The sequence below is a fragment of the Streptomyces sp. NPDC029292 genome (genome assembly GCF_055569295.1).
This window is the reverse complement of sequence record NZ_JBVHXR010000008.1, coordinates 1-26779: the sequence shown is the minus strand read 5'-3', so window position 1 is coordinate 26779 and position 26779 is coordinate 1. Positions and strand designations below refer to the sequence as shown.

The window sequence follows — 26779 nt, the reverse complement described above, 5'->3', positions numbered from 1 at the left end:
TTCGAGCCACGTCGTTCGGGCGGGCATAACAGGGGGCGGGAGCCATGGGCGGGGACGTGGATCAGGACGCGGTGCTGTGGGCCCGGAACATGCTGCTGAGCTCCGGCCGGCTCACGCATCGGCAGGAGGTCAAGGCGTACCGGGTGCTGGCTACGGTGAGCCCGGCGTCATATCTGCCGAAGCTGGCGAAGGCGTTGGTACAGCTCAGCTTCGACGCCTCGCTGCGGGAGCTGCCGGAAGCGCGCCTCGCCCTCTGTCAGGAGGCGGCCGAGGCGGCACGCACGCTCGACATGTCGGACCCGCGGCGCACAGAAGTCATGCTGGACGCGCTCAAGTGGCACCAGCGCAGGCTGTTCGAGCTGGGGAGGCGCCCGGAGGCGCTGGCCGTGGGCGAGGAGATGGCGAACATCAGCCGGCGGGCCGTCGAGGCCGACCCGGACGCTCCGCTGTGGACGGGCCTGATCCTGTGGGCGCACGCCCTGGCGGAGGAGGGCCGGCACGGTGAAGCCGTCGAGCTGTTCGAGGAATCCGTACGGCACTCCCGGCCGGGCGGTGCACGGAGCGGCGCATTCGCCTGGTCGTTGATCGAGTGGTGCGCCGAGGCGGAGGCGGCCGGGCTCCAGGACATGGCGCTGACCGCGGCCGGGGAACTCGTTCAGCTGGAGCGCGGCGAACTCGCCCTGGGCCACAGCTCGTTGACCTCGCTCCTGCTGGCCCTCGTACGGCTGGCGGAGCTGCACGACGGGTACGGGCAGCGCGATGCGGCCTCCGCCGCGCTCGACGAGGCCGGGACCTTGCTCGCCGAACTGGCCGCGAACGGTGAGCCCAAGTCCTGGAGCGGCTACCAATTCTCCTACTGGGCAGTCCTGTTCGGGCTGTCCGGCCGGGCGGACGAGCTGCCCGCCCCCGGCCGTCCGGCACCACCCCTCGGTGCGTACGCCCATCAGTGGACGCCCGACGTCCAGGAACGCTACTTCGCGGAACTGCCCGCACTGCGGGAGGCCGCGGAGAGCGCCGACCTCGCCGACCGGGTCGGACCCCACCGCAAGCTGACATTCCGCTCCGCCCTCCACTCCGAACTCCGCTGCGGGAGCACCTTCCTGGAACCCGTGCTGCCGCTCTTCGACGAGGGCGTGGCGCTGGCCCGCCGGCTGCGCGACGGGGCATGGCTGGCGCGTGCCCTCTTCGACCGGGCGAGCGCCCTCACCGCGGGCCATCGGTACGCCGACGCCTACACGGACTTCCAGGAGGCACGGAAGCTCCGGGAGAGCTGCGAGATGCGAGAGCTGCGGGCCCTGCGACCGCCCCGGGACACTCAGCGCTGATAGCGCGCCAGCACCAGATTCCCGTCCTTCACCAGGCGCCTTCTCAGCTCGGCAAGCCCAATCGCCCCGCTGTAGTACTCCTGGAACGCGGGGGTCGCGACCTTGTCCTTCCACTCGGGGTAGCCGCGGACGGACTGGGCGGGTGCCGAGCGGAGGTGGGCGGCCAGTGCGGTGCCGGTCGCCCAGTCGTCCTTGGTGCTGTGCAGGGCGGGGTCCTTCAGGGCCTCGGTGCCCGTGGGCAGCATCCAGTCGCCGAGGGCGAGCCGGACCATGTTCTTCGGCTGGAGCAGGAAGTCGATGAACTCGGCGGCCTCCTTCTTGTGCGGGCTGTCCTCGGCGATGGACAGGGTCTGCGGGCTGACGCCCTGGGTGAGGCCGTCCGCGCCGGCCGGGGCGGGCAGGACCTGCCAGTCGAATCCCTTCGGGGCCTGCTGCGCGATCTGCTGACGGTAGGAGAAGCCGAGCGGAACCATGGCGTACTTGCCGCCGAAGAGGCCGGGCAGCGTGTCGGAGCCGCCCATGCCGAGCGTCGCGCTCGACGCGCTGTCGTCCGTGTTCACCTCGTCGCGCACCGTCTGCGGCACCACCGCGTCGGCCGCGTCGAAGCGAACCGTCACCTTGCCGTCCGCACCCCGGTGGAACATCTGCCCGCCCGTGGAGAGGGAGAGGTTGAGCGTCGCCGAGACCGGCTCCTTCAGCGGCCACGCGACGCCGTACTTGCCCTTGCCGCTCAGTTGCTTCGCGATCGTACGGAACTCGTCCCAGGTCCACGGCTTCTCGGGGGTCGGGATGCGGACACCCGACTCCCTGAGCCACTTGGCGTTGGCGATCAGAACGCGCGGCTCCTGCAGGAACGGCACGCCGTAGATCCCGTCCCCGAAAGTCGTCGTCTCCCAACTGTGCTGCGGGATGTCCGACTTCAGCCGCGCGGGCAGCAGCTCGCGCAGATCGGCGAGATAGCCGCCGTACGCGAAGTCCGCGAGGTCGTCCGAGGCGTCATGGATGATGTCGGGCGCCTCACCACCCTCGAAGGAGGTGAGCAACTGGTCGTGGACGCTGTCCCAACTCCCTTGTACGTACTCGACCTTGACGTCCGGATGCGCCGCGTTCCACTCCTTCACCAGCTCCTTGTTGGCGGCGACGGACTCCTGCTGCCAGGCGAGGGACTGGAAGTGAAGGGTGATCCGGCCGTTCTTCGACCCGTTGTCACCGCCTGAGCAGCCCGAGCAGACGCTGAGCAGCATCCCCATGACCAGCGCGACGATCCATCTCGTCCGCATCAGCTCTTCACCGCCCCGGCGAGCATGCCGCCCGTGATCCGCTTCTGGATGATCGCGAAGATGACCAGCGACGGCAGAGTCGCCAAGAACGCCGCCGCGGCCAGCGGGCCGAGGTCCGCGACCCCCTCCGCTCCGATGAAGTGCGTCAGGACGACGGGCAGCGTCTGTTTCTCCGGGGTCTTGAGCAGGACGAGCGCGAAGAAGAACTCGTTCCACGCGCTGATGAACGCGAACAGTGCCGTCGCCACGATGCCCGGCGCGAGCAGCGGCGCGGTGATCGAGATCAGCGTGCGCACCCGGCCCGCCCCGTCGACCGCCGCGGCCTCCTCCAGCTCGGTGGGCACGGCCCGTACGTACCCGACGAGCATCCACAACGCGAAGGGCAGCGCCCACACCACGTACACCATGATCAGTCCGGGCAGTGAGTTGATCAGCCGGAGGTTCTTGAGGACCAGGAACAGCGGGATGATCACGAGCACGAACGGGAACGCCTGGCTGACCACGACCCACCCGGTGGCGGCCTTCGCCAGCAGCGTCCGGTGCCGCGCCATGACGTATGCCATCGGGGTCGCGATCAGTACGGCGATCACCGCCGCGCCGAGCGCCGCGATCAGGGAGTTGAGCGCGGCGTGCAGCAGCGGCTGCTCGTCGAAGGCCTGGCGGAAGTTGGCGAGGGTGGGGTTCCTGGGGATCCAGGTGGGGTGCAGGCTGGCCAGCTCGCGCGGCGGTTTGAAGGCGGTGGAGATCAGCCAGAGGAAGGGAAAGGCGAGGAAGACGAGATAGCCGAGCAGCGCGAGGTACTGGCCCGCCCGGGCCCCTTTGCCGGTCTTCTTCACGCGTCCTCACCTCCCCTCAGACGGCCCACGAGATACACGGCGAGGATCACCGAGATCACCGCGACCATCACACAGCCCATCGCCGCCGCGTAGCCGAACTGCCCGTAGCGGAAGGCCTCTTCGTACGCGAAGAGCATGGGGAGCCGGGTACGGCCTCCCGGTCCTCCGTTGGTCAGCACATAGACCAAGGCGAAGGAGTTGAAGTTCCAGATGAAATTCAGCGCCGTGACGGCGAGCGCGACCGGTCTCAGGGCGGGCCAGGTGACGGTCAGGAAGCGGCGCCAGGCGCCCGCGCCGTCCATCGCGGCCGCCTCGTGGAGTTCGCGCGGGGTGTTCTGCAGCCCGGCGAGCAGCGCGACCGTCGTCTGCGGCATGCCCGCCCAGACGCCGACCACGATCACCGCGGGCAGGGCGGTGCCGAGGCCGCTCAGCCAGTCGCGGCCGTCGCCGAGGCCGAGGTCGCGCAGGGTCTCGTTGAGGATGCCCGCGTCCGGGTTGTAGACGAGCCGCCACATGATGCCGACGACGACTTCGGGCATGGCCCAGGGAATGATCGCAAGGGCCCGCGCCAGCCAGCGGAAGCGGAGCTCCTGGTTGAGCAGGAGGGCGAGGCCGAGCGCGAGGAGGAACTGCGGCATGGTCACCCCGACCGCCCACAGCAGCCCGATCCGGAACGAGTCCCAGAACAGCGTGTCGTGCAGCAGATCCTGGAAGTTGAGGACCCCGATCCACTGGGTGGGCGCGGTCCGGCCCGACTGCGAGTCGGTGAACGCCAGCGCGATCCCGTACAGGAGCGGTCCCACACTGAGCACCAGGATCGGGATCAGCGCGGGCAGCACCAGGAACCAGGCCCTGTGGTCGACGGGACGCCCGTCCCCACCCCCACCGGGCGCGCGCTTCACCGACCGCCTCGTCGCGGTCGCCAATGTCATGTAATCGGCTCCTTTGGGCGGCTCGTACGGCTCCGGCCGCCCAGGCGGCCCCCGTCATGGTCGTGAAGGCGTCGCATGTCGTCAAGACATCGCGCACGCCGTCCGACCTGTGCGAATGCGACACTGGCCGACGGATGGCGCGAACGCGACGCCGTTCGCGAGGACTGCGCGATCACCGCGCGAGAACACGGAGGCGACGGATGGACGAGGCACGGGCGCGGGACGTACTGGCCGCGGCGGGTGTGCTGCCGGGGCCGGCGCGGGACGCGACGCTCCTCGCTCTGGGCGAGAACGCGGTGTTCGCCGCCGGTGACCTGGTGGTCAAGGTGGGACGCGACGCCGAACTCCTCGGCCGAGCGCGGCGGGAGCTGGACATCGCGGCCTGGCTGGCCGACGCGGGTGTCCCCGCGGTGCGGGCCGCCGAGCCCGAGGCGCTGCTGGTCGACGGTCACCCGGTGACGGTCTGGCACCGGCTGCCCGATCCCCTACGCCCCGCCGAGCCGCGGGATTTGGCCGAACTGCTACGGGTGGTGCACGCACTGCCCGCCCCCGCCTTCGCATTGCCGCCCCGCGAGCTGCTGGGCGGTGTGGAGCGCTGGCTGCGCCTGGCGGGCGACGCCATCGACCCCGCGGACGCGGCGTTTCTGCGGGCGCGGCGCGACGGCTTCGCGGCTGCCGCGGCCGCGCTCACCCCGCATCTGCCGCCCGGCCCGATCCACGGCGACGCCCTGCCCCGCAACGTCCATGTCGGTCCCGACGGCCCGGTTCTGGTCGATCTGGAGACCTTCTCCGCCGACCTGCGCGAGCACGACCTGGTGGTCATGGCCCTCTCCCGCGACCGCTACGGGCTCCCCGCCGAGGCGTACGACTCGTTCACGCGGACCTACGGCTGGGACGTCCGGGCATGGGAGGGCTGCTCCGTGCTCCGCGGAGCGCGCGAGACCGCCAGCTGCGCCTGGGTCGCCCAGCACGCGCCGACCAACCCCAAGGCCCTCGCCGAGTTCGAGCGCCGGGTGGCGTCACTGCGGGACGGGGACGAGACCGTGCGCTGGTACCCCTTCTGACCTGAAGGTTCTCCCACCAGTCGCCCGAGGGCGCTCAGACCCGGTCGTCCGCCAGGTCCCGCAGCGGCCACATCCCGTCGATCACCGCTTCCGCGTCGCCCTTGCGGCGCAGGAAGCTCTGGAAGTCGGCCGCCCATGCGGCGTACCACTCGATCTGGCGGCGGTGCAGCTCCGCCGGGCCGAGGGCCGCGACCTTCGGGTGGCGGCCGGCTATCGCGCAGGCGAGCCGGGCCGCGGCGAGCGCGTCGGCCGAGGCGTCGTGGGCGGAGTCCAGCGCCACCCCGTACTCCGTGCAGACCGCTTCGAGGTTGCGCTTGCCGCGGCGGTAGCGGTCCACGGAGCGGTCGATGGTGTACGGGTCGATGACCGGGGCGGGGTCGACGCCGCCGAGCCGGTCGCGCAGCGACGGCAGTCCGTACCGCCGCAGTTCGGCGGAGAGCAGCGTCAGGTCGAAGGCCGCGTTGTACGCGACGACCGGGACGCCCGTCTTCCAGTACCCGACGAGGACGCCCGCGATCGCGTCGGCGACCTCGTCGGCGGGCCGGCCCTCGGCGGCCGCCCGTTCGTTGCTGATCCCGTGCACCGCCACCGCGTCCGCCGGAATCTCCACGCCCGGATCGGCCAGCCACTCGCGGTGCCCTGTCGGCTCTCCGCCCTTGACCTCGATCACGGCCCCCGTGACGATGCGCGCCTCGCGCGGATCCGTCCCGGTCGTCTCCAGGTCGAAGCCGATCAGCAGCTCCCGGTGCCAGCCCATGGGCGGCCCCCCTTCTTCGTGGTGCTTTCCCCCAGTGGTCTCCACGATCCCATGCGCCACTGACAATCCGAGGACCGCATTCCGCTTCCGTGGCTCCCGGCCCGCTCCCGGCCCGCCGGGCCCAGGGATTCCCGGGCTTCAGGACACCGGTCGCGAGTCCGCCCAGGCCACCTCGAACTCCTCGCGATATGTAGGGAAGAGCCCTTCTTCGCCGATATCGTCCGGTTTGACGACCCGGCCCCCGCCCCGCAGCACGAGCACCGGCGCCTCCATGCCGCGCGTGCGACGCAGATACGACTGCACGACCGCGACACCGTCCGAGCCGTCCCCGTCCACGAGGTACGCGGTGAAGCGGGGCGTCTCGTCGAAGACCTGGATCTCGAAGGCGCCCGGATCGCGCAGCCGGGAGCGCACCCGGCGCATGTGCAGGATGTTCATCTCGACGGCACGGCTCAACTCACCGCGCTTGATGCCCAGTTCGCGCTCCCGCCGCTTCACCGAGCTGGACGCGGGATTGAGGAAGAGCAACCGCACCCGGCAGCCCGACTCGGCGAGGCGTACGAGCCGCCGCCCGGAGAAGTTCTGCACCAGCAGGTTCAGGCCGATACCGATGGCGTCGAGGCGGCGGGCACCGCCGAAGAGGTCCTCGGCGGGGAACTGGCGCAGCAGCCGCACCCGGTCCGAGTGCACGCCGACCACGTCCGCGTACCGGTCGCCGACCAGGTCCTCGACTGCGTCGACGGGCAGCCGGCGCGCGGAGGGCACGTCGCTGCCCGCGCCGAGTATCTCCAGGAGTTTCGCCGCGGCGCGCTCGGCCTGGTTGAGGACGGCCTCGGACAGGGCCCGGTTGCGCGAGACCACGTTCCGGGTGACTTCCAGCTCGTCCAGGGCGAGTTCGACGTCCCGGCGCTCGTCGAAGTAGGGCTCGAAGCACGGCCAGTGCTGCACCATCAGCTCGCGCAGCTGCGGCAACGTGAGGAAACTGAGCACGTTGTCGTCGGCGGGGTCGAGCAAGTACCCCTTGCGGCGGCTGACTTCGCGTACGGCGACCGCGCGCTGCACCCATTCCTGTCCGGCGGGGCCGGCGGCGGCGACCACCCACTCGTCGCCGTGGACGGGTTCGTAGATGGGACGGAGAACAGCGGCCACGACCGCGCGCAGCCGCTGTTCGACCAGGTTCAGCCAGATGTAGGCCCGCCCGGCTCGCTGGGCGCGCGTACGCACCTCGCGCCAGGCGTCGGCGCCCCAGTCCAACTCCGGTCCAATGGATCCCATTTCCATCGGCCGTGCCAGGGACACCGCGCCGGGTGGGACATCTGTGGAGTTCCCCTCGTGACCCTCGTCACCAGGAGGCAACTCCAGCCCTCCCGAGCCCACCCGCGCACCGCCTTCCGCTCCCCCGAGCTCTCCCCAGGGGCCAGGCCCCAATCAACGATCAAGGAAGGGTACTCCGGGAGCGGCGGGCGGTGCAGCCCGATGGACAGGTCGTTTCTCAACTACCGTTTTCCACATGCCCGTTCTGGTTGGCGAGCTCCGGCGGAGTGAGCGGATTCATAGCGGTGACGTCGCGCGGGGCGATGGAGAAGCCCTGCCAGTGGACCGGCATGGGCTGCTGGTCCTCGTCGCGCGCGATGTGGTGGAAGCCCACGTTGACCCAGACGACGGGGTGGGTGAGCGTCTGCCCGTTGACCCACTTGTCGACGGAATTACCGGCTCCGGTACCGCAGTTGCGCGGGTTGTTGCTCGCGAACTGTTCGCACTTCTTGTACTCGGTGAAGTAGATGTCGTGCTTGGTGAAGCTGCGGCCGAGGTACTTGGTGGTGGCGCCCGGGACGATCTCGTACGAGCGCGCGTGGTTGTCCTTGTTCTTGCCGGTGTCGCTGACCACGCGCCACCAGCGCATGTTCTTGGCGTCGCCCGCGAGTTCCTTGGTGACCTTGGTGCGGGTGGTCTTGTTGGTCGGTCCCTCGTCGCCGTGGGCGGGCGGGCTGACCACGGAGTCGTACTGCTCGACCTTGTTCTTGGAGGAGCCGTCCAGGCCGAAGTTGAGCCGCCAGAAGACGTTGTGGCTATGGCTGGTGGCGTAGGCCCTGGCGCCCTTGCCTATGGGCCAGCCGCGGCCGTCACCCGCGTCGTAGTCACCGGGCGAGAGGCTGCCTGTGGCGCCGACGTTCATGTTGATGGTGCCGTCGTCCTGGAAGCGCCACTCGGTGATGTACTCGTACCAGCCGACCTGGTTGACGGTGTAGACCAGCAGGTCCTTGCCCTGGGTCTGCCAGACCTTGTTCGCGGTGTCGCCCTGCATGCGATAGGCGTGGCCGCGCGTACGGGTCGTGGTGCACAGGCCGTTGGCCGTGGGGTGCTGCGGGTCCCAGGCGTTGGGGATCTTGACCTTCTTGATCGTGCCGCCGGGGCACTCGCCCGGGGCCAGGTTCACCAGGCCCTGGCCGAAGCCGGCGCCGGTGAGGTCGTCGTACTCGGCCCCGCCGTCGTCGTAGGGGACGTGGATCTGGGCGAGCTTCGCGCTGGTGAGGACCTTGATCGGCTGAGCCTCGCCCTTGGGCTGGTACGAGATGTTCTCCAGGACGAGCCCGGCCTCACTCTCGTAGTGCCAGCACATCCGCCAGGTGGTGCCGGTGGCGAGCTTCTGCTCGATCTTGTACGCCGCGCTGCAGTCGGCGGTCGCCGCGGCGGCCTTGGGCTGGGCGACGGCCGGTCCCGCGGCCGTCGTCGCGCCGGCGGCCAGCGCGAGCACCGAAAGGCCCACCGCCGCCCGGCTGCGGGCACGGCTGATTCTGTTGACGCGCATGAAGAAGTGACTCCTTGCGGAAAGCAGTGAAGGTGGGAGGTGAGAGAAGGCCGCGCTCAGCCGAGCTTGCCGACCTTGCGGGCGCTCAGGTCGATCACCAGGTCACGGCTGTCGATCCAGGGCCCGTTCTTGACCTTCGGGAAGAGACGCACGCAGCGGTGCTTGCCGCAGTCCGCGAGTACGGCGGGCTGGGCGCCGGAGGTCGCCCGGTAGACCATGCTGTTGAGGATCAGCTGGTCGGGCGAGGTGAGTTCCTTGCCGGTGGCGTCCTTGAAGTCGGCCCTGAGGCCCGCGCCGAGCGGATCGGCGATCAGCAGCTTGGCGGCCTCGGTCATCTCGTCCCGGCTGATGGGAGGCTGCACACCGTGCTGGGTGTCCGTCTGCTCGACCTTCCCGGAGTCGAGGTTGACGGTCTTGGTGACGAGGGCGTCGTCCTTGTAGTCGTAGAACGTGACCTCGGCGCGGCGCGGCGCGTTCGGGTCGTCCAGTTCGTCCGCCGCGGGCTCGGCGAGCTCGACGCCGATCCGCTGCGGGCCGCGGTCCCCCTCGACGTTCTCGCTGGAGCCGAACAGCTGCCGGTTCAGCGCGATCTGTTCGACCCGTTTGGTCTCGTCGTCGGTCAGCGGGTCGCGGCCGGTGCCCTTGTCGCCCTCGGCCGGGGCCTGCTCGACGACACCGGGCCCGGCGGCCGCCTGCCCCTGCCCTGCCTGCTGCGAGCTCCGACTGCCGCTCTGGAGGCCGCCCGAGCCCTCTTCGGCCCCCGCCGAGCCCGGAAGGGTGATGCCGACCATCACAGCCGTCCCGGCCACCGCGATGGCCGCACCCGCCACCACCTTTCCCAGATGGCGGTGCACTATCTTGCGCACATTTCCCCCTACTCCCCCTGCTTCTCTAGGAGTGTCTTGAGCCCCACTGGTTCGGCATACGGCGTATGCCTGGTCATTGGGTAAGAGGGACGTAAGTCATAGGAGGTTCCATCACTTTCGGGGAGACTCGGCTCGTAGTCGCCCCCAGAGGCACGGCACTACTGGAAGAGTCGTATCCATGCAGGTCTGGCCTGGAGAGGCATATCCACTCGGTGCCACGTACGACGGTGCGGGTACCAATTTCGCGGTCTTCTCGGAGGCCGCCGACCGTATCGAGCTGTGTCTGCTGCACGACGACGGCTCGGAGACTGCGGTGGAGCTGCGCGAGAGCGACGCGTTCGTGCGCCACGCCTATCTGCCGGGAATCATGCCCGGACAGCGGTACGGCTTCCGTGTGCACGGGGCGTACGCGCCGGGGCGTGGGCAGCGCGCCAATTCCGCGAAGCTGCTGCTCGATCCGTACGCGCGCGCCATCAGCGGCTCCATCAAGTGGGGCGAGGAGGTGTACGGCTATCCCTTCGGGGCGCCCGACAAACGCAACGACCTGGACTCGGCGCCGCACACCATGTCGTCCGTCGTGGTCAACCCCTACTTCGACTGGGGCGACGACCGGCGCCCGCGCACCGAGTATCACCACACGGTGATCTACGAGGCCCACGTGAAGGGCCTCACGATGCAGCATCCGGCGCTGCCCGACGAGCTGCGCGGCACCTACGCGGCGCTCGCGCACCCGGCGATCATCGAACACCTGACGGAACTGGGCGTCACCGCGCTGGAACTGATGCCGGTGCACCAGTTCGTGAACGACCACCGTCTGGCGGACATGGGCCTCAGCAACTACTGGGGCTACAACACGATCGGTTTCTTCGCCCCGCACAACGCGTACGCCTCCTGGGGCGACCGCGGCCAGCAGGTCCTGGAGTTCAAGTCCGCGGTCCGGGCGCTGCACGAGGCCGGGATCGAGGTCATCCTGGACGTGGTCTACAACCACACGGCCGAGGGCAACCACCTGGGCCCGACCCTGTCCTTCAGGGGCCTCGACAACGCGTCGTACTACCGCCTGGCGGACGATCCGCGCTACTACATGGACACCACGGGCACCGGCAATTCCCTCCTGATGCGCTCCCCGCACGTGCTCCAGCTGATCATGGACTCTTTGCGCTACTGGGTCACCGACATGCACGTCGACGGGTTCCGCTTCGACCTCGCGGCCACCCTTGCCCGGCAGTTCCACGAGGTGGACCGGCTGTCGTCCTTCTTCGACCTGGTGCAGCAGGACCCGGTGGTCTCCCAGGTGAAGCTGATCGCCGAGCCGTGGGACGTCGGCGAGGGCGGCTACCAGGTGGGCAACTTCCCGCCGCTGTGGACGGAGTGGAACGGGAAGTACCGCGACACCGTACGGGACATGTGGCGCGGCGAGCCCCGCACGCTGGCGGAGTTCGCGTCCCGCCTGACGGGCTCGTCGGACCTCTACCAGGACGACGGCCGCCGCCCGCTCGCCTCCATCAACTTCGTGACCTGCCACGACGGCTTCACGCTGCACGACCTCGTCGCGTACAACAACAAGCACAACCAGGGCAACGGCGAGGACAACCGTGACGGCGAGAGCCACAACCGGTCCTGGAACTGCGGCGCCGAGGGCGACACCGACGACACGGCCGTGCTCGCCCTGCGGGCCCGCCAGCAGCGCAATTTCATCGCGACGCTGATGCTCTCCCAGGGCGTGCCGATGCTCAGCCACGGCGACGAGTTCGCGCGCACCCAGGGCGGCAACAACAACGCGTACTGCCAGGACAGCGAGCTGGCCTGGGTGCCCTGGCCGGAGGACGGCGGCGAGCTGCTGGACTTCACGCGCGCGATGGTGTGGCTGCGGCGCGACCACCCGGTCTTCCGGCGACGCCGCTTCTTCCACGGCCGTCCCGTCCAGGGCACGCACGACGAGCTGTCCGACATCGCGTGGTTCACCCCGGAGGGCACGGAGATGACCGCTCGCGACTGGGGCTCCGCGCAGGCGCGGGCACTGTCCGTCTTCCTCAACGGCAACGCGATCTCCGAGCCGGGCCCGCGCGGGGAGCACATCGCCGACGACTCCTTCCTGCTGATGTTCAACGCCTCCCCGAAGCCCCTGGAGTTCGTCGTACCCGTGAACCACGGGCGACAGTGGCAGGTCGTCGTCGACACGGCACGCCCGGAAGGAGTGACGCCGGGGACGGGCTCCAAGGTGCAGGCCGGGGACCGGCTGACCCTGGTCGACCGGAGCATGACGGTGCTGCAGCGGCCCGCCTAGGCCGGCCCGTTGTCGTGCTCTTTGGACACGCGCGCGTGGGGCTCGTTTTCTGGGTGCACGCGCGCGTGGGGTCGCTCTTCTTGGCGCACCCCCTCGTAGGGGGTCCCTTCGGTGTACGTCGTCGGGCGCGCCGTCAGTGCGACGGCGCAGGCGAGCGCCGCGGCCGAACTCCCCACCGCGAACGCGGCGGTGGGGCCGTAGGCCTCCGCGAGGCGTCCGGTGACGGCCACCGCGAGGGCCTGACCGCCGACGATCGCGCTCGTCGCGAAGGCCATCGCCTCGGCCAGCCGTGTCGGCGGCACGGCACGCTCGGTGAGCCCGAACACGGTGATGAGATGCGGCGCGTACGCGATCCCGAGCACGGTGACGACGGCATACAGCCCCCACAGGCTGTCCGTCCACAGCAGCGGCAAGGACAGCAGAAGGGCCGCCGCGGTGGCTGCCCTCCAGCGCACCCTGAGCCCGAACCGGGCAGGCACAGCAGCCATCGACAGCCCCGCCACAGCGCTCATCACCCCCATGGCGGCGTACACGAGCCCGGCCTGCTCCTCCTCTCCGAGCCGCTGGGTCAAGGCGGTGATCCCGGCCTGACAGGCACCGAACATGGCGCCTTGGAGGGCGAGGGCGACGCGCAGGGCGTGGACGGAGCGGGGGGTGCGGGGGCGGGGGGCCTGGGCGTGCGGGGCCTGTCGGCGGCTCGGGACGTTGGCCGCTGGAACGGTCGCGGTGGGCTGTCCACGGCCGAGGTCGGTGTCCTCTCGGCGTGGGCCGGTGTCGCGGGCGGCGCCCGGTGCTCGGGTGACGTCGGTCGCTGCTGTCTGCGCGGCTCGCCGTCCGGCGGTGGCCGCGGGCCGCGTCGCGCGGGCCGTCGGGTGCAGGGCGAAGGCTGCTCCGCACACCGCCACCAGGAGGCCGGCCGCGCCGAGGGCGTACGCCGGATGGGCGAGCACGGCCGCGAGGCCCACCAGCGCCGGGCCCAGCACGAAGGAGATCTCGTCCAGCGTGCTCTCGAAGGAGAGCGCGGCGTTCACGGTGCGCTCGTCCGCTCCCGTGCCGCGGGCCAGGGCGACCACGCGGGCGCGGGCCAGCGGCCCGATGAGCGGCACGCTCGCACCGGCGAGGGTGCCCAGCAGGGCGAGGGGCAGCGGGGCGAGCCGGGCGACCGCGCCGGTCACCAGGGCGGTGATCGCCAGCGCGTTGACCAGCGAGAAGGTGAGGACGACGGTGCGCTGACCGTGCCGGTCGGCGAGTCGGCCCACGAGCGGGCCGCAGGCGACCTGTCCGACGGCGAGCGCACCGCCGACCAGGCCCGCGGTGGCCAGGGAGCCGCTCGTCCGGGCGACGAGGAGGACGCTGCCGAACTGGATCGTGGCGGTGGGCAGCCGCCCCAGGAAGGACACGGCCGGGAGCGCGGCGCCGGTCAGGGCGACCACCCGGCGGTACGTCTCCAAAGTGCCGTACGTGTCCGGCGCACCGTTCGCGCCGTGCCTGCCCGGCGTGCCGAGCCGCCCCGTGTTCCCGTTCCCCATCGTTCGACGCTAGCCACGCGCGCGTGCTCGTATGTATGCGTCGATGACACGAAAGACGGCCGGGCGGGTACGTAGCTTCCCATGACACCTGAGCGTTCCGACCCGGTGACCCCGGGCTCGGTGGTTCCCGCCGCGCCCTCCGCCACGTACCGGCTGCAGCTGCAGCCGGAGTTCCCCTTCGGGGCCGCCGAGGCGGCCGTGCCGTATCTGGCCTCGCTCGGCGTCTCGCATCTGCACCTGTCCCCCGTCCTGGAGGCCGTCCCGGGCTCGACACACGGCTACGACGTGGTGGACCACGCGCGCGTGCGGGGTGAACTGGGCGGCGAGGAAGGGCTGCGCTCCCTGGCGCGCACCGCGCGGGAGCACGGCCTCGGACTGGTCGTGGACATCGTGCCGAACCACATGGCCATGGCCCCGCGCCACAACCGCCCCCTGTGGGAGGTGCTGCGCGAGGGCCCCGCGTCGCCGTACGCGCGCTGGTTCGACATCGACTGGGAGGCCCAGGGCGGCCAGTTGCTGCTCCCGGTCCTCGCGGGTCGGCTCGGCACCGAAATCGATCGCCTGAAGGTCGACGGCGACGTACTGCGCTACTACGACCAGGTGTTCCCGCTGCGCGAGGGCACCGAGAAGCTGCCGATGCCGCGGCTCCTCGACGCCCAGTGGTACCGCCCCGCGTGGTGGCGGCTGGCCCGTACCGAGCTCAACTACCGCCGTTTCTTCAGCATTTCGGAGCTCATCGGAGTGCGTGTCGAAGACCCGGAGGTGTTCGCGGCGACCCACGCGAAGATCCTGGAGCTGCTCGACGACGGCGTGGTCGAGGGGCTGCGCATCGACCACCCGGACGGCCTCGCGGACCCGGACACGTACCTCCGCCGCCTCCACGAGGCAACCGGAGGGCGCTGGACGGTGGTCGAGAAGATCCTCGCGGACGGCGAGCCGCTGCCCGCCGCCTGGCCCGTCGCGGGCACCACCGGCTACGACGCGCTGCGGCACGTGGACGGCGTCTTCACGGACCCGGCGGGCGCGAGCGAACTCCTGGGCCACTACCGGCGGTTCGCGGCCCCACAGGCCGACCGGGGCGGCCACTGGGAGGCGACGGTGCGCAGGGCGGCGTACAAGGTGGTCACGCACGAGCTGGCCACGGAGGTCGACCGCCTCACGCGCGCGGTGAGCCGTTTGTGCGCCGCTTCGCCGGACCCGGCGCTGCGCGACCACGCCCCCTGGGCGCTGGGCACGGCGCTGCGGGAACTTCTCGTGCGCCTCGAGGTGTACCGGCCGTACCCCTCCGGGGACGCCTCCCTGGTGGTGACCGAGCAGGCCGCCGACGAAGCCCGTGCGGTGTTCACGGTGCCCGAGGAGGCGCATGCCGTGGACGTCGTACGGGACCTGGTGCTCGGACGGGCCGGTGACGGGCCCGGGCATGCGGAGTTCCGGGCCCGGTTCGCGCAGACCTCCTCCGCGCTGCGGGCCAAGTCCGTGGAGGACACGGGGTTCTACCGCTATGTGCCCCTGCTGTCGGCGAACGAGGTGGGCGGGAACCCCGGGAGCCCGGCCGTGTCCCCGGAGGACTTCCACGCCTACTGCGCGCGCGTGCAGCGCGACTGGCCCGTCACCGGTACCGCCCTGTCGACGCACGACACGAAACGCAGCGCGGACATGCGCGCGGCCCTCTCGGTGCTCACCCAGTGCCCCGAGCGGTGGGCCGACGTCCTGGCCGAGGTGACCCGCGACGGCTCGGGCGTGCCCGACCTCCAGGTGGCGTGGGCCGCGTGGCAGACGGTGTTCGGACTCGGCCCGGCCGCCGAAGAGCGGGTCCAGGGAGCCCTGTTGAAGCACATCCGGGAGGCCGGACTGCACACCGCGTGGACCGAGCAGGACGCCTCGTACGAGGACGCGGTGGCGGCGTTCGTCTCGGCGGGGCCGTGCGGGGCGCCGGGGCGGCGCGTCGCCGACTTCCGGGCCGCTGTGGCGCCGCATGTCCGGGCGAATGTCCTGGGGGCCGCTCTGGTCCATCTGACGATGCCCGGGGTGCCGGACGTCTATCAGGGCACCGAGGGCGAGTACCTGGCGCTGGTGGACCCGGACAACCGGCGGCCGTTCTCACCGCAGGAGCAGCCCTCGCCGAAGGCGGCGCTCACCATGGCCGCGCTGCGGCTGCGCGGGCGGCGGCCCGCCGTCTTCGGCGACTCGGCGACGTACGCGCCGTTGACGGCGGAGGGGCCGGGCGCCGCGCACTGTGTGGCGTTCGTGCGCTCCGGAGCGGTGGTCACGGCCGTCACGAGGCTGTCGCTGCGGCTGGCGGAGGCGGGGGGCTGGGGCGACACGCGGCTCGCGCTCCCTGAGGGGCGATGGACGGATGTGCTGACTCCTGGGCGGAAGTTCACGGGGCACGCGCGCGTGGAGGAGCTTTTCGAGCGGTTGCCCGTGGTGCTGCTGGAGCGGGTCAGCGAAGGCGGACCAGAAGAGTCCCCGGAGAGCGGCTGATCAGACCCTCCGCGGTGGGCCGGAAGCCCTCGGCCCAGCGGAGGTCCGGCAGAGCCGTCAGCAGGGCGCGCAAGCCGTGTTCCGCCGTGAGCCGGGCGAGCAGCGCGCCCGGGCAGAAGTGCCGTCCGGAGCCGTACGCGAGCTGCCCCGGGTCCGCGCGGAACGCGTCGTAGCGGTCCGGGTCGGCGAACCGCGCCGGGTCGCGGCCCGCGGCACCCAGCAGACACGCCACGGTGGCGCCCTCGGGTACCGCGCCGACCGGTTCGACCGCCCGGCGCAGCACGACGTGCAGCGGCGGATCGCGGCGCAGCGACTCGGCCCAGGCACCGGCCGTCAGCGCCGGACGGGCGCGGACGGCCCCCAACTGGCCCGGGTGGTCGAGGAGGTTGGCGAGGAACGAGGCCAGCGCGTGGGCCGTCGCCTCGCCGCCCGCGCCGAGGAGGGTCCCGGCGAGCCCGGCCACCGCCTCGTCGGACAGCGGACGCCCGTCGGCCCGCGCGGTGCACAGCGCGGACAGCAGATCGGCGCCGGGGTGCGCGCGGCGGCGGGCGATGTACGGGCGCAGAAAGGCGTCGAGTTCGGGGTGGTGGCCGCCCAGGTGGTCGAGGCCCGTACGGCACCACGCGTGCACGCGCGCGGTGTGCTCGTACGGCAGCCCGAGTGCGGCGACCACCGCCGCGGTCGGCAGCCAGTGGCAGAACTCGGCGACGAGATCGGCCTCCTGACGCGCGGCGAGGCGGCGGGCGAGGACGTACGCCGTGCGTTCGACACCCGCGGTCAGGGCGGCCAGCGCGCGCCCACGGAACGCCGGTGAGACGAGGGCCCGGTGCGCGCTGTGCGTACCCCCCTCAAGGTGGGCCAGCGTGCGCCCGGGCGGCGACGCGACGAGCCGCGGGTCCGCGAGGGCGGCGCGCACATCGGCGTACCTGCTGATCAGCCAGGCACCGAACGGCTCGTCGTACACGAGCGGGAACCGCCCACGCAGGGTGCGGTACAGCGGGTAGGGGTCGAGCTCGGTGCCAGGAGCGAGCAGACTCGGCGGCGCCGAACCGCTCTCCGGGCGAACGCTCGAAGGCGCGGACACGCTCTCCGCCGGGCTCGGCGGCGCGAACAGGATCGGCGACGGCACGCTCGACGACGCGGATGAGCTCTCCATCCGCGCGCTCGACGGTGCGTAGCCGTTCTCCACCCGCACCCTCGAGGGTGCGGAGCAGTTCTCCTCCCGCTCGCTCGACGACGCGAGCGAGTTCTCCTCCCGCACACTCGGCCGCACGGGCGAGTGCTCCACCCCCTGGGGTCGGGACGCGGCCCGGGTACTCGGAGCCGTCGGCGGCCCCGTGGGCACGGTCACGGGCGCGCCTTCGCCGGGAAGGCCGTGAGAACACAGCACCGCCGGCCTCCCGCATGGGGTCTGCACGCGGGACCCGCGCGCGGTTGTGCTCAGCTGACCACCGCGGCCTCCGGATCGCAGCCCCCGTACGCCCGTACGGGTGAGGCGGGCGCCTCTCCGTAGGGCCACCAGGCGCGCAGGAGGTCCACGAAGGCCTCGGCTGCGCCGGTGGGCGCCACGCGCGCGAAGACGGTCAGGGCGCGCTTCCAGGGCGGGTCGACGGAGAGGACCACGCAGTCCTCGCCGACGGCGCCGCGCACGATGTGCGAGGGCGCGGTGGTGACGCCGACCCCGGCCGCCGCCATCCGTACGGCCGTCGACGTGTGCTCGGTGAACACGGCTGTACGCGGCCGGAAGCCCGCCTGTCCGCACACCCAGTCGAGGAAGCGCTGCCCGTGGACCACGGGCTCCATGGCGCAGCGGATCCAGGGGCGGTCCGAGAGCTCGGCCAGCGCCACCGTCGTACGGCCCGCGAAACGGTCGTCGAAGGGCACCACCAGGACGATCTCCTCCTCGCCGACCGGCACGACGCTGCCGGGCCAGTCGCGGGGCGCGGGCCCCACGGCGAGGTCGGCGGTGCCGCGCTCGACCTGCTCCTCCAGGGCCTCGGAGGTGGCGTACTCGTGGAGGTGCAGCAGGACGCCGGGGTGGGCGGCGCGCCAGCGGGCGAAGACGTCCGGCAGGACGCCCACGGCGACGGAGTGGACGGCCGCGATGTGCAGTTCGCCGCCCTCGGCTCCGGCGGCGGCGCGGGCCGCGCGCCGGGCCTGTACGGCGCTGCGGACGGCGAGTTCGGCGTGTGGGCGGAAGGCGCGGCCCATCGGCGTGAGGCGCACGCCGCGCGGCATGCGCTCCAGGAGTGCGCCGCCCACCGACGCCTCCAGGGCCTTGATCTGGTGGGAGAGCGCGGGCTGGGTGACATGGAGGGCCTCGGCGGCGCGCGTGAACGACGCCTCCTCGACGACCGTCAGGAAGTACTCCATCTGCCGAAGGCTCATCTCCGGGCCCTCCCATAAGCATTCTGCATGGAATCGACAAGAACATTGCCTTGGACTCATGGCAAGGGTTCGACGGAGGCTGACCACATGGACGACATGAGGACACTCGAAGTCACACCCGATGTCACACCCGAATTCACACCCGATGTCATCGTCATCGGCGGCGGCACCGGCGGTTACAGCACCGCCCTGCGCGCCGCCGCGCTCGGTCTCGACGTCGTGCTCGCCGAGCGCGACAAGGTCGGCGGAACCTGTCTGCACCGCGGCTGCATCCCGAGCAAGGCGATGCTGCACGCCGCCGAGCTGGTCGACGGCGTCGCGGAGGCGCGCGAGCGCTGGGGTGTGAAGGCCACGCTGGAGGAGGTCGACTGGTCCGCGCTGGTGGCGACGCGTGACGACATCGTGCACCGCAACCACAAGGGCGTGGAGGCGCACCTCGCGCACGCGGGCGTGCGGGTCGTGCACGGCAGCGCGCGGTTGACAGGCGTGCGCGGAGTGCGCATCGAGGGCGCGGGCGACTTCACCGCGCGCCGTGGCATTGTCCTGGCGACCGGCTCGCGCCCGCGCACGCTCCCGGGGCTCGCACCGGACGGACGGCGCGTGGTGACGAGCGACGACGCACTGTTCGCGCCGCGGCTCCCGAAGTCCGTCCTGGTGCTCGGCGGTGGCGCGATCGGTGTCGAGTACGCCTCGTTCCACCGGTCCATGGGCGCGGAGGTGACGCTCGTCGAGGCAGCCGACCGGCTCGTACCGCTCGAAGACACGGATGTGAGCCGCCACTTGACGCGCGCTCTGAAGAAGCGCGGCATCGACGTGCGGGCGGGGGCCCGGCTGATCGACGCGGAGGTCCTCGACGACGGCGTACGGGCCCGCGTGCGCACCGCGCGGGGCGAGACCCGTACCGTCGAGGCCGAGCGGCTCCTGGTGGCCGTCGGGCGGGCTCCGGTGACCGACGGGCTGGATCTGGCCGCGGCGGGCCTCGTGACGGACGAGCGGGGCTTCGTCGCGCCCGCCGACTGGAACCGGCTGGAGACGGCGGTGCCCGGCATCCACGTGGTGGGCGATCTGCTGCCGCCCCCGTCCCTCGGGCTCGCCCACGCCTCGTTCGCCGAGGGCCTGTTGGTGGCCGAGACGCTGGCCGGAGTGCCCTCCGCGCCGGTCGACTACGCGACCGTGCCCCGGGTCACCTACTCGTCGCCGCAGACGGCGGCCGTGGGGCTGAGCGAGGCGGAGGCACGCGCGCGTGGGCACGAGGTGGACGTCAACACGATGCCGCTGACCGCCGTCGCGAAGGGCATGGTGCACGGACAGGGCGGGATGGTGAAGGTCGTCGCCGCGGCGGGCGGCGGACAGGTGCTCGGTGTCCACCTGGTGGGCCCGAACGTGTCCGAGATGATCGCGGAGAGCCAGCTGATCGTCGGCTGGGACGCTCAGCCGTCCGACGTGGCCCGGCACATCCACGCGCACCCCACGCTGTCGGAGGCGGTCGGCGAGACGTTCCTGACGCTCGCGGGGCGGGGCCTGCACCAGCAGTGAACCCCGCTGCGCAACCGCCACGGCATTCCCCCCTCGCAGCCGACGGTGCATCCTCCCTCTGGCGGTGTACACCCCCCTGCCAGCGGTAAATGCCACCTGGCGCCCCCTGGAGCCGCCCCGTCATATCCTTGACAGTTCACTCAAACCATGGAGTACTGCGGAAAGCGACGCAGGGCGGACAAGTCGGGGGTGAGTCTCCTGCCGGAGTTGCGCTACCCCAGTGTGACCGAAATCGAATCGTCCGCCCGGGCGTTGGCGGCTCACCGACCCGGCCTGTGCGTCCTCAGACAAGTGGGTGTCTCGCGCGCGGGCAGACCCCTTCACCTGCTGTCCGTCGGCCACGCCACGCGCGCGGTCCTCGTCGTGGCGGGCGCCCACGCGAACGAGCCGACCGGCGGCTCGACGCTGCTGTCGCTGGCCGAACGTGTAGTGCACGAACGGGAGTTGCGGGCGGACACCTCCTGGCATTTCATGCTCTGCGCGGACCCGGACGGGGCGAGCCTCCATGTGACGCCGGCGCCGCGCACGCTGCTCGACTACCACCTCGGCTTCTTCCGTCCGGCCGGGCCCGAGCAGCCGGAGTGGTCGCCCTCCGTGCTGCCGCCCGACCGGCTGCCCCCGGAGACCCGCGCTCTGACGCGGATCATCGACGAGGTGCGGCCCTACCTTCAGGTCACCCTGCACGGAACCGATCTGGGCGGCAGCTGGGTGCAGTTGACCAAGGACGTGCCGGGCCTCGCCGAGCCGTTCGCCAAGTCCGCGGCGGAGCTGCACATCCCGGTGGAGACGGCCGCGTCGGACGCCGCGGGCTGGCCCGCCTCCGGGCCCGGGGTGCATGTGATGCCGGCGCCCGGCTCGGACGCGGCCTACCCGAGCATGCCCGACGACGCGCGGCACAGCACCTGGTACCACGCCCACCGGTACGGCGGTCTGACCGCGGTCGTCGAGGTGCCGATGTGGGCCAGCGACCTGGTGGACGATCCGGCGCCGCATCCCGCCCCGGCGGCGGCGATGCGGCGCCTGGCCCGCCGGCTGCTGCGCGACACGCTCCAGGTGGAGGCCGTGCTCGCGGAGGCTCTGCCGCGCCTCAAGGGCCCCGACGGGCCGCTCCTGCGTGCCGCCAAGTGGGCGCTGGAGCTGGTGCCGGGCCTCGCCGACGACTGGGTCCAGACGCCGCCTCCGGACACGACGATGGCGTACGTCGGCAGCGTCGACGCGTTCGGCCGCCGGCTCCCGTTGCGGGCCGCCGCGATGCTGCTGCGCGTCCTCCAGGAGGCCGACGACCGCGAGGCAGCGCGCCTCGAGCGTCTCGTCGCCGCCTGGAGCGACGCCTTCGCCGAACGCTTCCGCGCCCGCTGGGTTCCCCTGGAGCACCAGGTCGAGCACCAGTCGCGCACGGTGGTGGCGGCGGCCCGCCATGCGCGCGACCGCGCGGCGTGAGGGTTTTCGAGGAGCACGCGCGCGTGCGCCACGCCCCCGGAGGCCCAGCGGCTCAGTCCGACAGCGCGAACACCGCCTCCGTCTCGGCTCCCATCGCGCAGGAGTTCGAGAAGGTGTGCGTGTAGGCGACCGGCCGGCCGTTCCACTCGCCGTATGCGGCCGCGGTCACGGGCGCGTAGACCAGCGGGCACAGGACGTCGGCCCGGGGCGGGATCCGGGAGATGTCGCCCTCGGCGGTACGGAGTTCCTCGCAGGCCTCCACCGCGTGCGCGTGCCCTTGGGGCGGGTCGCACAGCAGCAGGGTGCCCCGGGTGTCGCTGGAGCGGGCCTCGCCACGCGTGACGGTGACATAGAGCCAGTTGCCGGACAGGGACTCCTGGGGCGCCGCCTGGGCCGGGGCCGCGCCTGCCGTGAGGAGAGCGATCGCGGCCAGCAGACCGCCGCGTACCGCTTCAGTGGTTTTCGTCATTCCCGATGCATCGGCACCGCAGCCTCCGAACCCCACCCGGTCTCACCCGAATGGGAGCGCACGGGCGCGTGCCGCCCCGCGAGTTCGAACGCGGCGAGCACCACACGCGCCTGGTACTCGACCTGGCGTGCGACCGGGATCCAGCGCGCGCCGCAGCCGTCGCGGTAGTCGGCGCACCACTCGTCGATGAGCCGGTCGAGCTCCGGCAGCACATCCCACGGATCGTGCCCGGAGCCGGTCACGAGCTGGCGCAGCAGCCCGGCGGTGCGCAGGGCGACCCGGCGTCCCGCGAGGCGCAGGGCCGTCAGACGGGCGGTGTCGAGCATCGGCAGGGGGCGCGCCCCGTACGTGTCGGGGTCCCAGGAGTCGGCGAGCCCGGGGCCGACCAGTAAATAGTCGTCGACGGGCGCGAGCAGACAGGCCACGTCCGGAGAGGCGTCGAGGCCGGGGCGGATGCGCGCGAGGATGCCCTCCAGGAGCCGCGTGTCGTGGCGCAGCGTACGGCTGACCGTGCGCAGCACCGCGTCGGCGTCGGCCGGCGGCGTGGCGTCCTCGACGGCGGCCACACCCCACATGGGGGCCTCGACGACCGCTGTCACCGTGCCATAGGGGTGCGGATGGAACCAGGTGGACTCGACCGCGGCCTCCGTGATGGCGGCCGCCAGGCCTCCGCGGCGCGGCGGCGGGATACGGTAGACGGCGGGGCCCAGTGTCGGCCAGTACAGGGTGTCGTACGGCCCGAGTTCGCGCGGGATGCCGAGGCGCGCCGCGGTGTGCGCGACGCGCTGGGCGAGGCCTGGCAGGTCGCGGGTCAGTTCGACGAAGGCGCCGCCGACGTCGACGCCGTGCAGGGAGCACTGGAAGAACGGCCGCAGTTCGTCCTGGAGGTCGAGGAGAGCGCGGGTCTCGGGCAGGGTGGCACCGTCCGCGCCTTCGGGCAGCCATTCGGGCTGTTCCAGGAAGCCCGGCCGGAAGAAGTGCCGGAAGTAATTGCCGAGGGTGTACGGGCCCGACAGCCAGGCCTCGTTGCGGCGGGCGCCGTCGGGGTCGAGGCAGAGCAGCAGGTTCCAGGTGGCGTCCGCCCCTTCGCACAACCGGGGGTCGGCGAGCGCCCGTTCGGCCAGCCGCAGGGCCGTGGCGCCGCCCACGGGTTCGTTGGCGTGCGGTCCGGCGACGACGAGGGCCTGCCGGCTGCCGTGCCCGACGGACAGGAGCCACAGGGGCGTCCCCGCCCGTGACGTGCCCACGCGGCGCAGCCGGGCGTCTCGCGGGCGGCGGGCGACAAGCGCGGCCGCGCGGGCGCCCAGCTCATCGACGGTCGGGTAGCGGAGGAGGGGCGGCAGGGCACACCTCCACTTATGTGGTGCCGTCGGTTCACCTGATGTGCATGGTGTACGCACAGTCAGTCACGGCTGTGGGGGTACGTCAACACCGCGGAACGTAAGGGATGTTGATGCAATCGGTAGGTAAAACCCAGGCCAGAGCTCACTCCGGAACGGATGGGATCCGAAGCGAGTCAGTCCGCCGCGAGCCCGAACGGAATCCGGAACAGATCACTCCGCCGCGAGCCGGAACAGCATCCGCCCGAAGCCGATCTGGTCGCCGTCCTTGACGACGGCGGCGCCGATGACGCGCCGTCCGTTGACGGTCGTGCCGTTGGTCGAGCCGAGGTCGCGCAGCACCCACAGACCGCCCTGCCGGCTCAGTTCGGCGTGCACCCGGGACACCGTCTCGTGGCTGAGCCGCAGTCCGCTGGCGGGGTCACGGCCGATGCGCAGCGGGTACGGGCTGCCCGGATGGGGCAGCAACAGCTTCGGCAGCCGCTCGGCCTGCCAGGCCCTGCGCACCCGTACGGTGAAACCGGAAACCGCCTCGACGGTGCCGAACACCAGTTTCGACCAGCGCTTCTCGGTGGGCAGGTCGGCGGTGAGCACGGCGAGTTCGTCGGACCTGCGGGCGGCGAGCGCCAGCTCCATGCGACGGATGAACGTGTCGTGCGAGAGACGGCCGAGGGCGACGCCGTCACGGAGCGCCTTGAGCGCCCGGTCGCGCTCCGCGTCGGACAACCGCGCGGGGTACGTGTGGAACTCGAAAGACGACGTCACGCTGGTGATTGTCGGGCAGTCGGGGCGGGGTGTCCAGAAAACCCGGAAACGGCTGCTGTCGCCGACCGGATCGTTCCGTACGGCAAACGCGCGGCAAAAGGGTGGATTCGAAAGCGAATTGATCTCGCTTGAAGCACCATGGACGAGCTATGTCACGGTGAGCAGACAAGGGGGAACCGTCTGTGCGGTTCGAGGTGTGGGCACCGCAGGCCGACCGGGTGACGCTCCACTGCGCGGGCGCCACGCGCGCGTTGGAGCGCGATCCGGAGCGGGCCGGGTGGTGGACGGGCGACGCGGACGCGCAGCACGGGACGCGGTACGGCTTCGCGGTGGACGACGGCCCCGTACGGCCCGATCCCCGCTCGCGGCGGCAGCCGGACGGCCCCGACGGGCTGAGCGCGGTGGTCGACCAGGAGCGGTACACCTGGCGTGCCGAGTGGGCGGGCCGCCCGCTGCCGGGCGCGGTCCTGTACGAGCTGCACGTGGGGACGTACACCCGCGAGGGCACGCTGGACGCGGCTGCCGAGCGGCTCGGACATCTGGCGGAACTGGGCGTCACCCACGTCGAGTTGATGCCGCTGTGCCCGTTCCCGGGGCGGCACGGCTGGGGGTACGAGGGTGTCTCCCTGTGGGCCGTGCATGAGCCGTACGGCGGTCCCGAGGCGCTGAAACGCTTCGTCGACCGGGCGCACGAACTCGGCCTGGGCGTCCTCCTCGACGTGGTGCACAACCACCTCGGGCCGTCCGGCAATCACCTGCCCGCGTTCGGACCGTACTTCACGGACACCCACCAGACTCCCTGGGGCGCCGCCGTGAACCTGGACGCGCCCGGTTCGGACGAGGTGCGCGCGTATCTCGTCGGCAGTGCGCTGGCGTGGCTGCGCGACTACCGGCTGGACGGGCTGCGCCTGGACGCGGTGCACGCGCTGCGGGACACGCGCGCGTTGCACTTCCTGGAAGAGCTGTCGGCGGCCGCGGACGCGCTCGCCGAGGACCTCGGCCGCCCGCTCTTCCTGATCGCCGAATCGGATCTGAACGACCCCCGGCTCGTCGCGTCCCGCGAGGAGGGCGGCCTCGGGCTGCACGCGCAGTGGAACGACGACTTCCACCACGCGCTGCACGCCGCGCTGACCGGTGAGGCACAGGGCTACTACGAGGACTTCGCGCGGGCGCCGTTCGCGGCGCTCGCGAAAACGCTGACGTCCGGCTTCTTCCACGACGGCACGTACTCGAGCTTCCGCGGGCGCTCTCACGGCCGCCCGCTCGACCGTACGCGCGTCTCGGCGCACCGTCTGCTCGGCTACGCCCAGACCCACGACCAGATCGGCAACCGTGCCCAGGGCGACCGGCTCGCGGCCTCCCTCTCCCCCGGACTGCTGGCCTGCGCGGCCGCGCTGACGCTCACCGGGCCGTTCACACCGATGCTGTTCATGGGCGAGGAGTGGGCCGCGGGCACGCCCTGGCAGTTCTTCACGGACCACACCGATCCCGAGCTCGCCGAGGCCGTACGGCGGGGCAGGCGCCGGGAGTTCGCGGCGCACGGCTGGGCCGAGGAGGACATCCCCGACCCGCAGGACCCGGCGACCCGGGACCGCTCCTGCCTCGACTGGTCGGAACCCGAAAAGACCCTCCACGCGCGCGTGCTGGCCTGGTACCGCGACCTGATCGCGCTGCGCCGCCGCCAGGCCGACCTCTCGGACCCCGATCTCGCGGCGGTCAGGGTCGCCCACGACCCGGAGGCCCGCTGGCTCGCCCTCCGGCGCGGCGACGTCCGGGTGGCCGTGAACCTCGCCAAGGAGTCCGCGGCGATCCCGCTCGGCATCCGGCACGCGCGCGTGCTGGCCGCCTGGGAGCCGGTCGAAGCCCCGGGCGCGGACGGGGTGTTGATCGTGCCGGGCGAGTCGTGTGTGGTGCTGGCGCAGGCGTGACGCGCTCGACGTAAACGCTTGCGCAAACCTTTACGTCCGCCTCGTCCAGGTCCGCCTCGCCCAGGCGCGCCTTGTTTACGGCCGCCTCGTCCAGGCGCGCCTTGTTCACCGCCGCGTCGCCCAGGGGCGCCTCGTTTAGGGCCGCCTCGCCTAGGTGTTCTGTCCACGGAGGTTGGTGACAGTGATCACGGCTGGGTGATCTTGAACGAGTGAGGGCCTTCCGGGTTCGGTGTGGATTGCGACGTCTACACACGAACGATCAGAAGGCCCTCATGCACCACCGTAATGCACCCCTGACCGAGACCGGCCGCCTGCGCCTGGCCCGTTGCGTCGTCGAGGACGGCTGGCCGCTGCGACGGGCCGCCGAACGCTTCCAGGTCTCGCCGACCACGGCTCAGCGGTGGGCGGGCCGCTACCGCGAACTTGGCGAGGCCGGGATGACCGACCGCTCCTCCCGCCCGCACCACAGCCCGCGCCGGACCCCGACACGCACCGAGCGCAGGATCATCAAGGTCCGTGTCCTGCGCCGCTGGGGACCGGCCCGCATCGCCTACCTCCTCGGACTGAACCCGGCGACCGTGCACCGCGTTCTGACCCGCTATGGCCTGGCCCGCCTGGCCCACCTGGACCGGGCCACCGGCCAGGTGATCCGGCGCTACGAGCACGCCGCCCCCGGCGACCTCGTACACGTCGACATCAAGAAACTCGGGAACATCCCCGACGGCGGCGGCCACAAGGTCCTCG

General features: G+C 71.8%; 21 protein-coding genes. 8 read left to right on the top strand and 13 right to left on the bottom strand.

Features of this window, described 5'->3' with window-relative positions:
* Positions 1–44: 44 nt before the first annotated feature.
* Positions 45–1325, top strand: coding sequence for a tetratricopeptide repeat protein (locus ACZ4WS_RS18890; protein WP_467981748.1), 1281 nt, complete (start codon positions 45–47; stop codon positions 1323–1325).
* On the opposite strand, the gene ACZ4WS_RS18885 is transcribed toward ACZ4WS_RS18890, so the two are convergent.
* From ACZ4WS_RS18885 to ACZ4WS_RS18875, 3 genes are read right to left on the bottom strand one after another with little or no spacing between them, the layout of a single operon-like run.
* Positions 1316–2605 (bottom strand): ABC transporter substrate-binding protein, encoded by a 1290-nt coding sequence (locus ACZ4WS_RS18885; RefSeq protein WP_467981746.1) that lies wholly within the window; start codon positions 2603–2605, stop codon positions 1316–1318. The genes ACZ4WS_RS18890 and ACZ4WS_RS18885 overlap by 10 nt on opposite strands.
* On the bottom strand, positions 2605–3441 hold the full coding sequence (locus ACZ4WS_RS18880) for a carbohydrate ABC transporter permease (RefSeq protein WP_467981744.1): 837 nt from the start codon (positions 3439–3441) through the stop codon (positions 2605–2607). The genes ACZ4WS_RS18885 and ACZ4WS_RS18880 overlap by 1 nt, the downstream gene beginning before the upstream one ends.
* A complete protein-coding gene (locus ACZ4WS_RS18875; protein ID WP_467981743.1) occupies positions 3438–4373 on the bottom strand; it encodes a carbohydrate ABC transporter permease in 936 nt (311 codons plus the stop codon). Before ACZ4WS_RS18875 ends, ACZ4WS_RS18880 begins: the two co-directional genes overlap by 4 nt.
* A gap of 200 nt (positions 4374–4573) precedes the next feature.
* Here ACZ4WS_RS18875 and ACZ4WS_RS18870 point away from each other — a divergent pair, with 200 nt between their 5' ends.
* On the top strand, positions 4574–5437 hold the full coding sequence (locus ACZ4WS_RS18870) for a phosphotransferase enzyme family protein (RefSeq protein ID WP_467981741.1): 864 nt from the start codon (positions 4574–4576) through the stop codon (positions 5435–5437).
* 34 nt (positions 5438–5471) lie between these two features.
* Here ACZ4WS_RS18870 and ACZ4WS_RS18865 read toward each other — a convergent pair whose 3' ends face one another.
* The 4 genes from ACZ4WS_RS18865 to ACZ4WS_RS18850 form a co-directional block, all read right to left on the bottom strand.
* Positions 5472–6194: an exonuclease domain-containing protein gene (locus ACZ4WS_RS18865; RefSeq protein WP_467981739.1), complete on the bottom strand. Its 723-nt coding sequence runs from the start codon at positions 6192–6194 to the stop codon at positions 5472–5474.
* Between the two features lie 138 nt (positions 6195–6332).
* Positions 6333–7571 carry an SAV2148 family HEPN domain-containing protein gene (locus ACZ4WS_RS18860; RefSeq protein ID WP_467981737.1) on the bottom strand — a complete coding sequence of 413 codons (1239 nt, stop codon included), beginning with the start codon at positions 7569–7571 and terminating at the stop codon, positions 6333–6335.
* 115 nt (positions 7572–7686) lie between these two features.
* Entirely contained in the window at positions 7687–9003 is a 1317-nt protein-coding gene (locus ACZ4WS_RS18855) for a copper amine oxidase (RefSeq protein WP_467981735.1), read from the bottom strand.
* Between the two features lie 56 nt (positions 9004–9059).
* Complete coding sequence (locus ACZ4WS_RS18850; protein WP_467981733.1) at positions 9060–9869, bottom strand: Tat pathway signal sequence domain protein; 810 nt, start codon at positions 9867–9869, stop codon at positions 9060–9062.
* 178 nt (positions 9870–10047) lie between these two features.
* Here ACZ4WS_RS18850 and glgX point away from each other — a divergent pair, with 178 nt between their 5' ends.
* Complete coding sequence (gene glgX, locus ACZ4WS_RS18845) at positions 10048–12156, top strand: glycogen debranching protein GlgX (protein ID WP_467981731.1); 2109 nt, start codon at positions 10048–10050, stop codon at positions 12154–12156.
* Here the strand turns inward: glgX and ACZ4WS_RS18840 are convergent.
* Entirely contained in the window at positions 12153–13685 is a 1533-nt protein-coding gene (locus tag ACZ4WS_RS18840) for an MFS transporter (protein WP_467981729.1), read from the bottom strand. The genes glgX and ACZ4WS_RS18840 overlap by 4 nt on opposite strands.
* A gap of 81 nt (positions 13686–13766) precedes the next feature.
* Here ACZ4WS_RS18840 and treY point away from each other — a divergent pair, with 81 nt between their 5' ends.
* Entirely contained in the window at positions 13767–16169 is a 2403-nt protein-coding gene (treY, locus tag ACZ4WS_RS18835) for a malto-oligosyltrehalose synthase (protein ID WP_467981727.1), read from the top strand.
* Here the strand turns inward: treY and ACZ4WS_RS18830 are convergent.
* Complete coding sequence (locus ACZ4WS_RS18830; RefSeq protein ID WP_467981724.1) at positions 16129–17442, bottom strand: cytochrome P450; 1314 nt, start codon at positions 17440–17442, stop codon at positions 16129–16131. The genes treY and ACZ4WS_RS18830 overlap by 41 nt on opposite strands.
* Before the next feature lie 167 nt (positions 17443–17609).
* The gene (locus tag ACZ4WS_RS18825; RefSeq protein WP_467981722.1) at positions 17610–18557 is read right to left on the bottom strand and encodes a LysR family transcriptional regulator; all 948 of its coding nucleotides are present in this window, start codon (positions 18555–18557) and stop codon (positions 17610–17612) included.
* An 87-nt stretch (positions 18558–18644) separates the two neighbouring features.
* Here ACZ4WS_RS18825 and lpdA point away from each other — a divergent pair, with 87 nt between their 5' ends.
* Positions 18645–20093 (top strand): dihydrolipoyl dehydrogenase, encoded by a 1449-nt coding sequence (gene lpdA / locus ACZ4WS_RS18820; protein ID WP_467981720.1) that lies wholly within the window; start codon positions 18645–18647, stop codon positions 20091–20093.
* A 189-nt stretch (positions 20094–20282) separates the two neighbouring features.
* Positions 20283–21533 (top strand): M14 family zinc carboxypeptidase, encoded by a 1251-nt coding sequence (locus ACZ4WS_RS18815; protein WP_467982234.1) that lies wholly within the window; start codon positions 20283–20285, stop codon positions 21531–21533.
* Between the two features lie 52 nt (positions 21534–21585).
* Here the strand turns inward: ACZ4WS_RS18815 and ACZ4WS_RS18810 are convergent, their stop codons facing one another.
* The 3 genes from ACZ4WS_RS18810 to ACZ4WS_RS18800 all read right to left on the bottom strand — a co-directional run bounded on the left by ACZ4WS_RS18810 (position 21586) and on the right by ACZ4WS_RS18800 (position 24107).
* A complete protein-coding gene (locus tag ACZ4WS_RS18810; protein ID WP_467981718.1) occupies positions 21586–22002 on the bottom strand; it encodes an SSI family serine proteinase inhibitor in 417 nt (138 codons plus the stop codon).
* On the bottom strand, positions 21999–23345 hold the full coding sequence (locus ACZ4WS_RS18805) for a M14 family zinc carboxypeptidase (protein WP_467982233.1): 1347 nt from the start codon (positions 23343–23345) through the stop codon (positions 21999–22001). Before ACZ4WS_RS18805 ends, ACZ4WS_RS18810 begins: the two co-directional genes overlap by 4 nt.
* A gap of 210 nt (positions 23346–23555) precedes the next feature.
* On the bottom strand, positions 23556–24107 hold the full coding sequence (locus ACZ4WS_RS18800; protein WP_467981717.1) for an FHA domain-containing protein: 552 nt from the start codon (positions 24105–24107) through the stop codon (positions 23556–23558).
* Positions 24108–24289: 182 nt separating this feature from the next.
* On the opposite strand from ACZ4WS_RS18800, the gene treZ reads away from it, so the two are divergent.
* Entirely contained in the window at positions 24290–26035 is a 1746-nt protein-coding gene (gene treZ / locus ACZ4WS_RS18795; RefSeq protein WP_467981715.1) for a malto-oligosyltrehalose trehalohydrolase, read from the top strand.
* Positions 26036–26307: 272 nt separating this feature from the next.
* The coding region (locus ACZ4WS_RS18790; protein WP_467981713.1) for a helix-turn-helix domain-containing protein at positions 26308–26779 on the top strand (472 nt) is incomplete at its 3' end.

Coding starts and splice junctions, on each gene's coding strand:
- ACZ4WS_RS18890 (WP_467981748.1), top strand. CDS start 45: ATGGGCGGGGACGTGGATCAGGACGCGGTGCTGTGGGCCCGGAACATG.
- ACZ4WS_RS18825 (WP_467981722.1), bottom strand. CDS start 18,557: ATGAGCCTTCGGCAGATGGAGTACTTCCTGACGGTCGTCGAGGAGGCG.
- ACZ4WS_RS18840 (WP_467981729.1), bottom strand. CDS start 13,685: ATGGGGAACGGGAACACGGGGCGGCTCGGCACGCCGGGCAGGCACGGC.
- ACZ4WS_RS18855 (WP_467981735.1), bottom strand. CDS start 9,003: ATGCGCGTCAACAGAATCAGCCGTGCCCGCAGCCGGGCGGCGGTGGGC.
- glgX (WP_467981731.1), top strand. CDS start 10,048: ATGCAGGTCTGGCCTGGAGAGGCATATCCACTCGGTGCCACGTACGAC.
- ACZ4WS_RS18865 (WP_467981739.1), bottom strand. CDS start 6,194: ATGGGCTGGCACCGGGAGCTGCTGATCGGCTTCGACCTGGAGACGACC.
- ACZ4WS_RS18875 (WP_467981743.1), bottom strand. CDS start 4,373: ATGACATTGGCGACCGCGACGAGGCGGTCGGTGAAGCGCGCGCCCGGT.
- treY (WP_467981727.1), top strand. CDS start 13,767: ATGACACCTGAGCGTTCCGACCCGGTGACCCCGGGCTCGGTGGTTCCC.
- ACZ4WS_RS18870 (WP_467981741.1), top strand. CDS start 4,574: ATGGACGAGGCACGGGCGCGGGACGTACTGGCCGCGGCGGGTGTGCTG.
- ACZ4WS_RS18885 (WP_467981746.1), bottom strand. CDS start 2,605: ATGCGGACGAGATGGATCGTCGCGCTGGTCATGGGGATGCTGCTCAGC.
- lpdA (WP_467981720.1), top strand. CDS start 18,645: ATGGACGACATGAGGACACTCGAAGTCACACCCGATGTCACACCCGAA.
- ACZ4WS_RS18810 (WP_467981718.1), bottom strand. CDS start 22,002: ATGACGAAAACCACTGAAGCGGTACGCGGCGGTCTGCTGGCCGCGATC.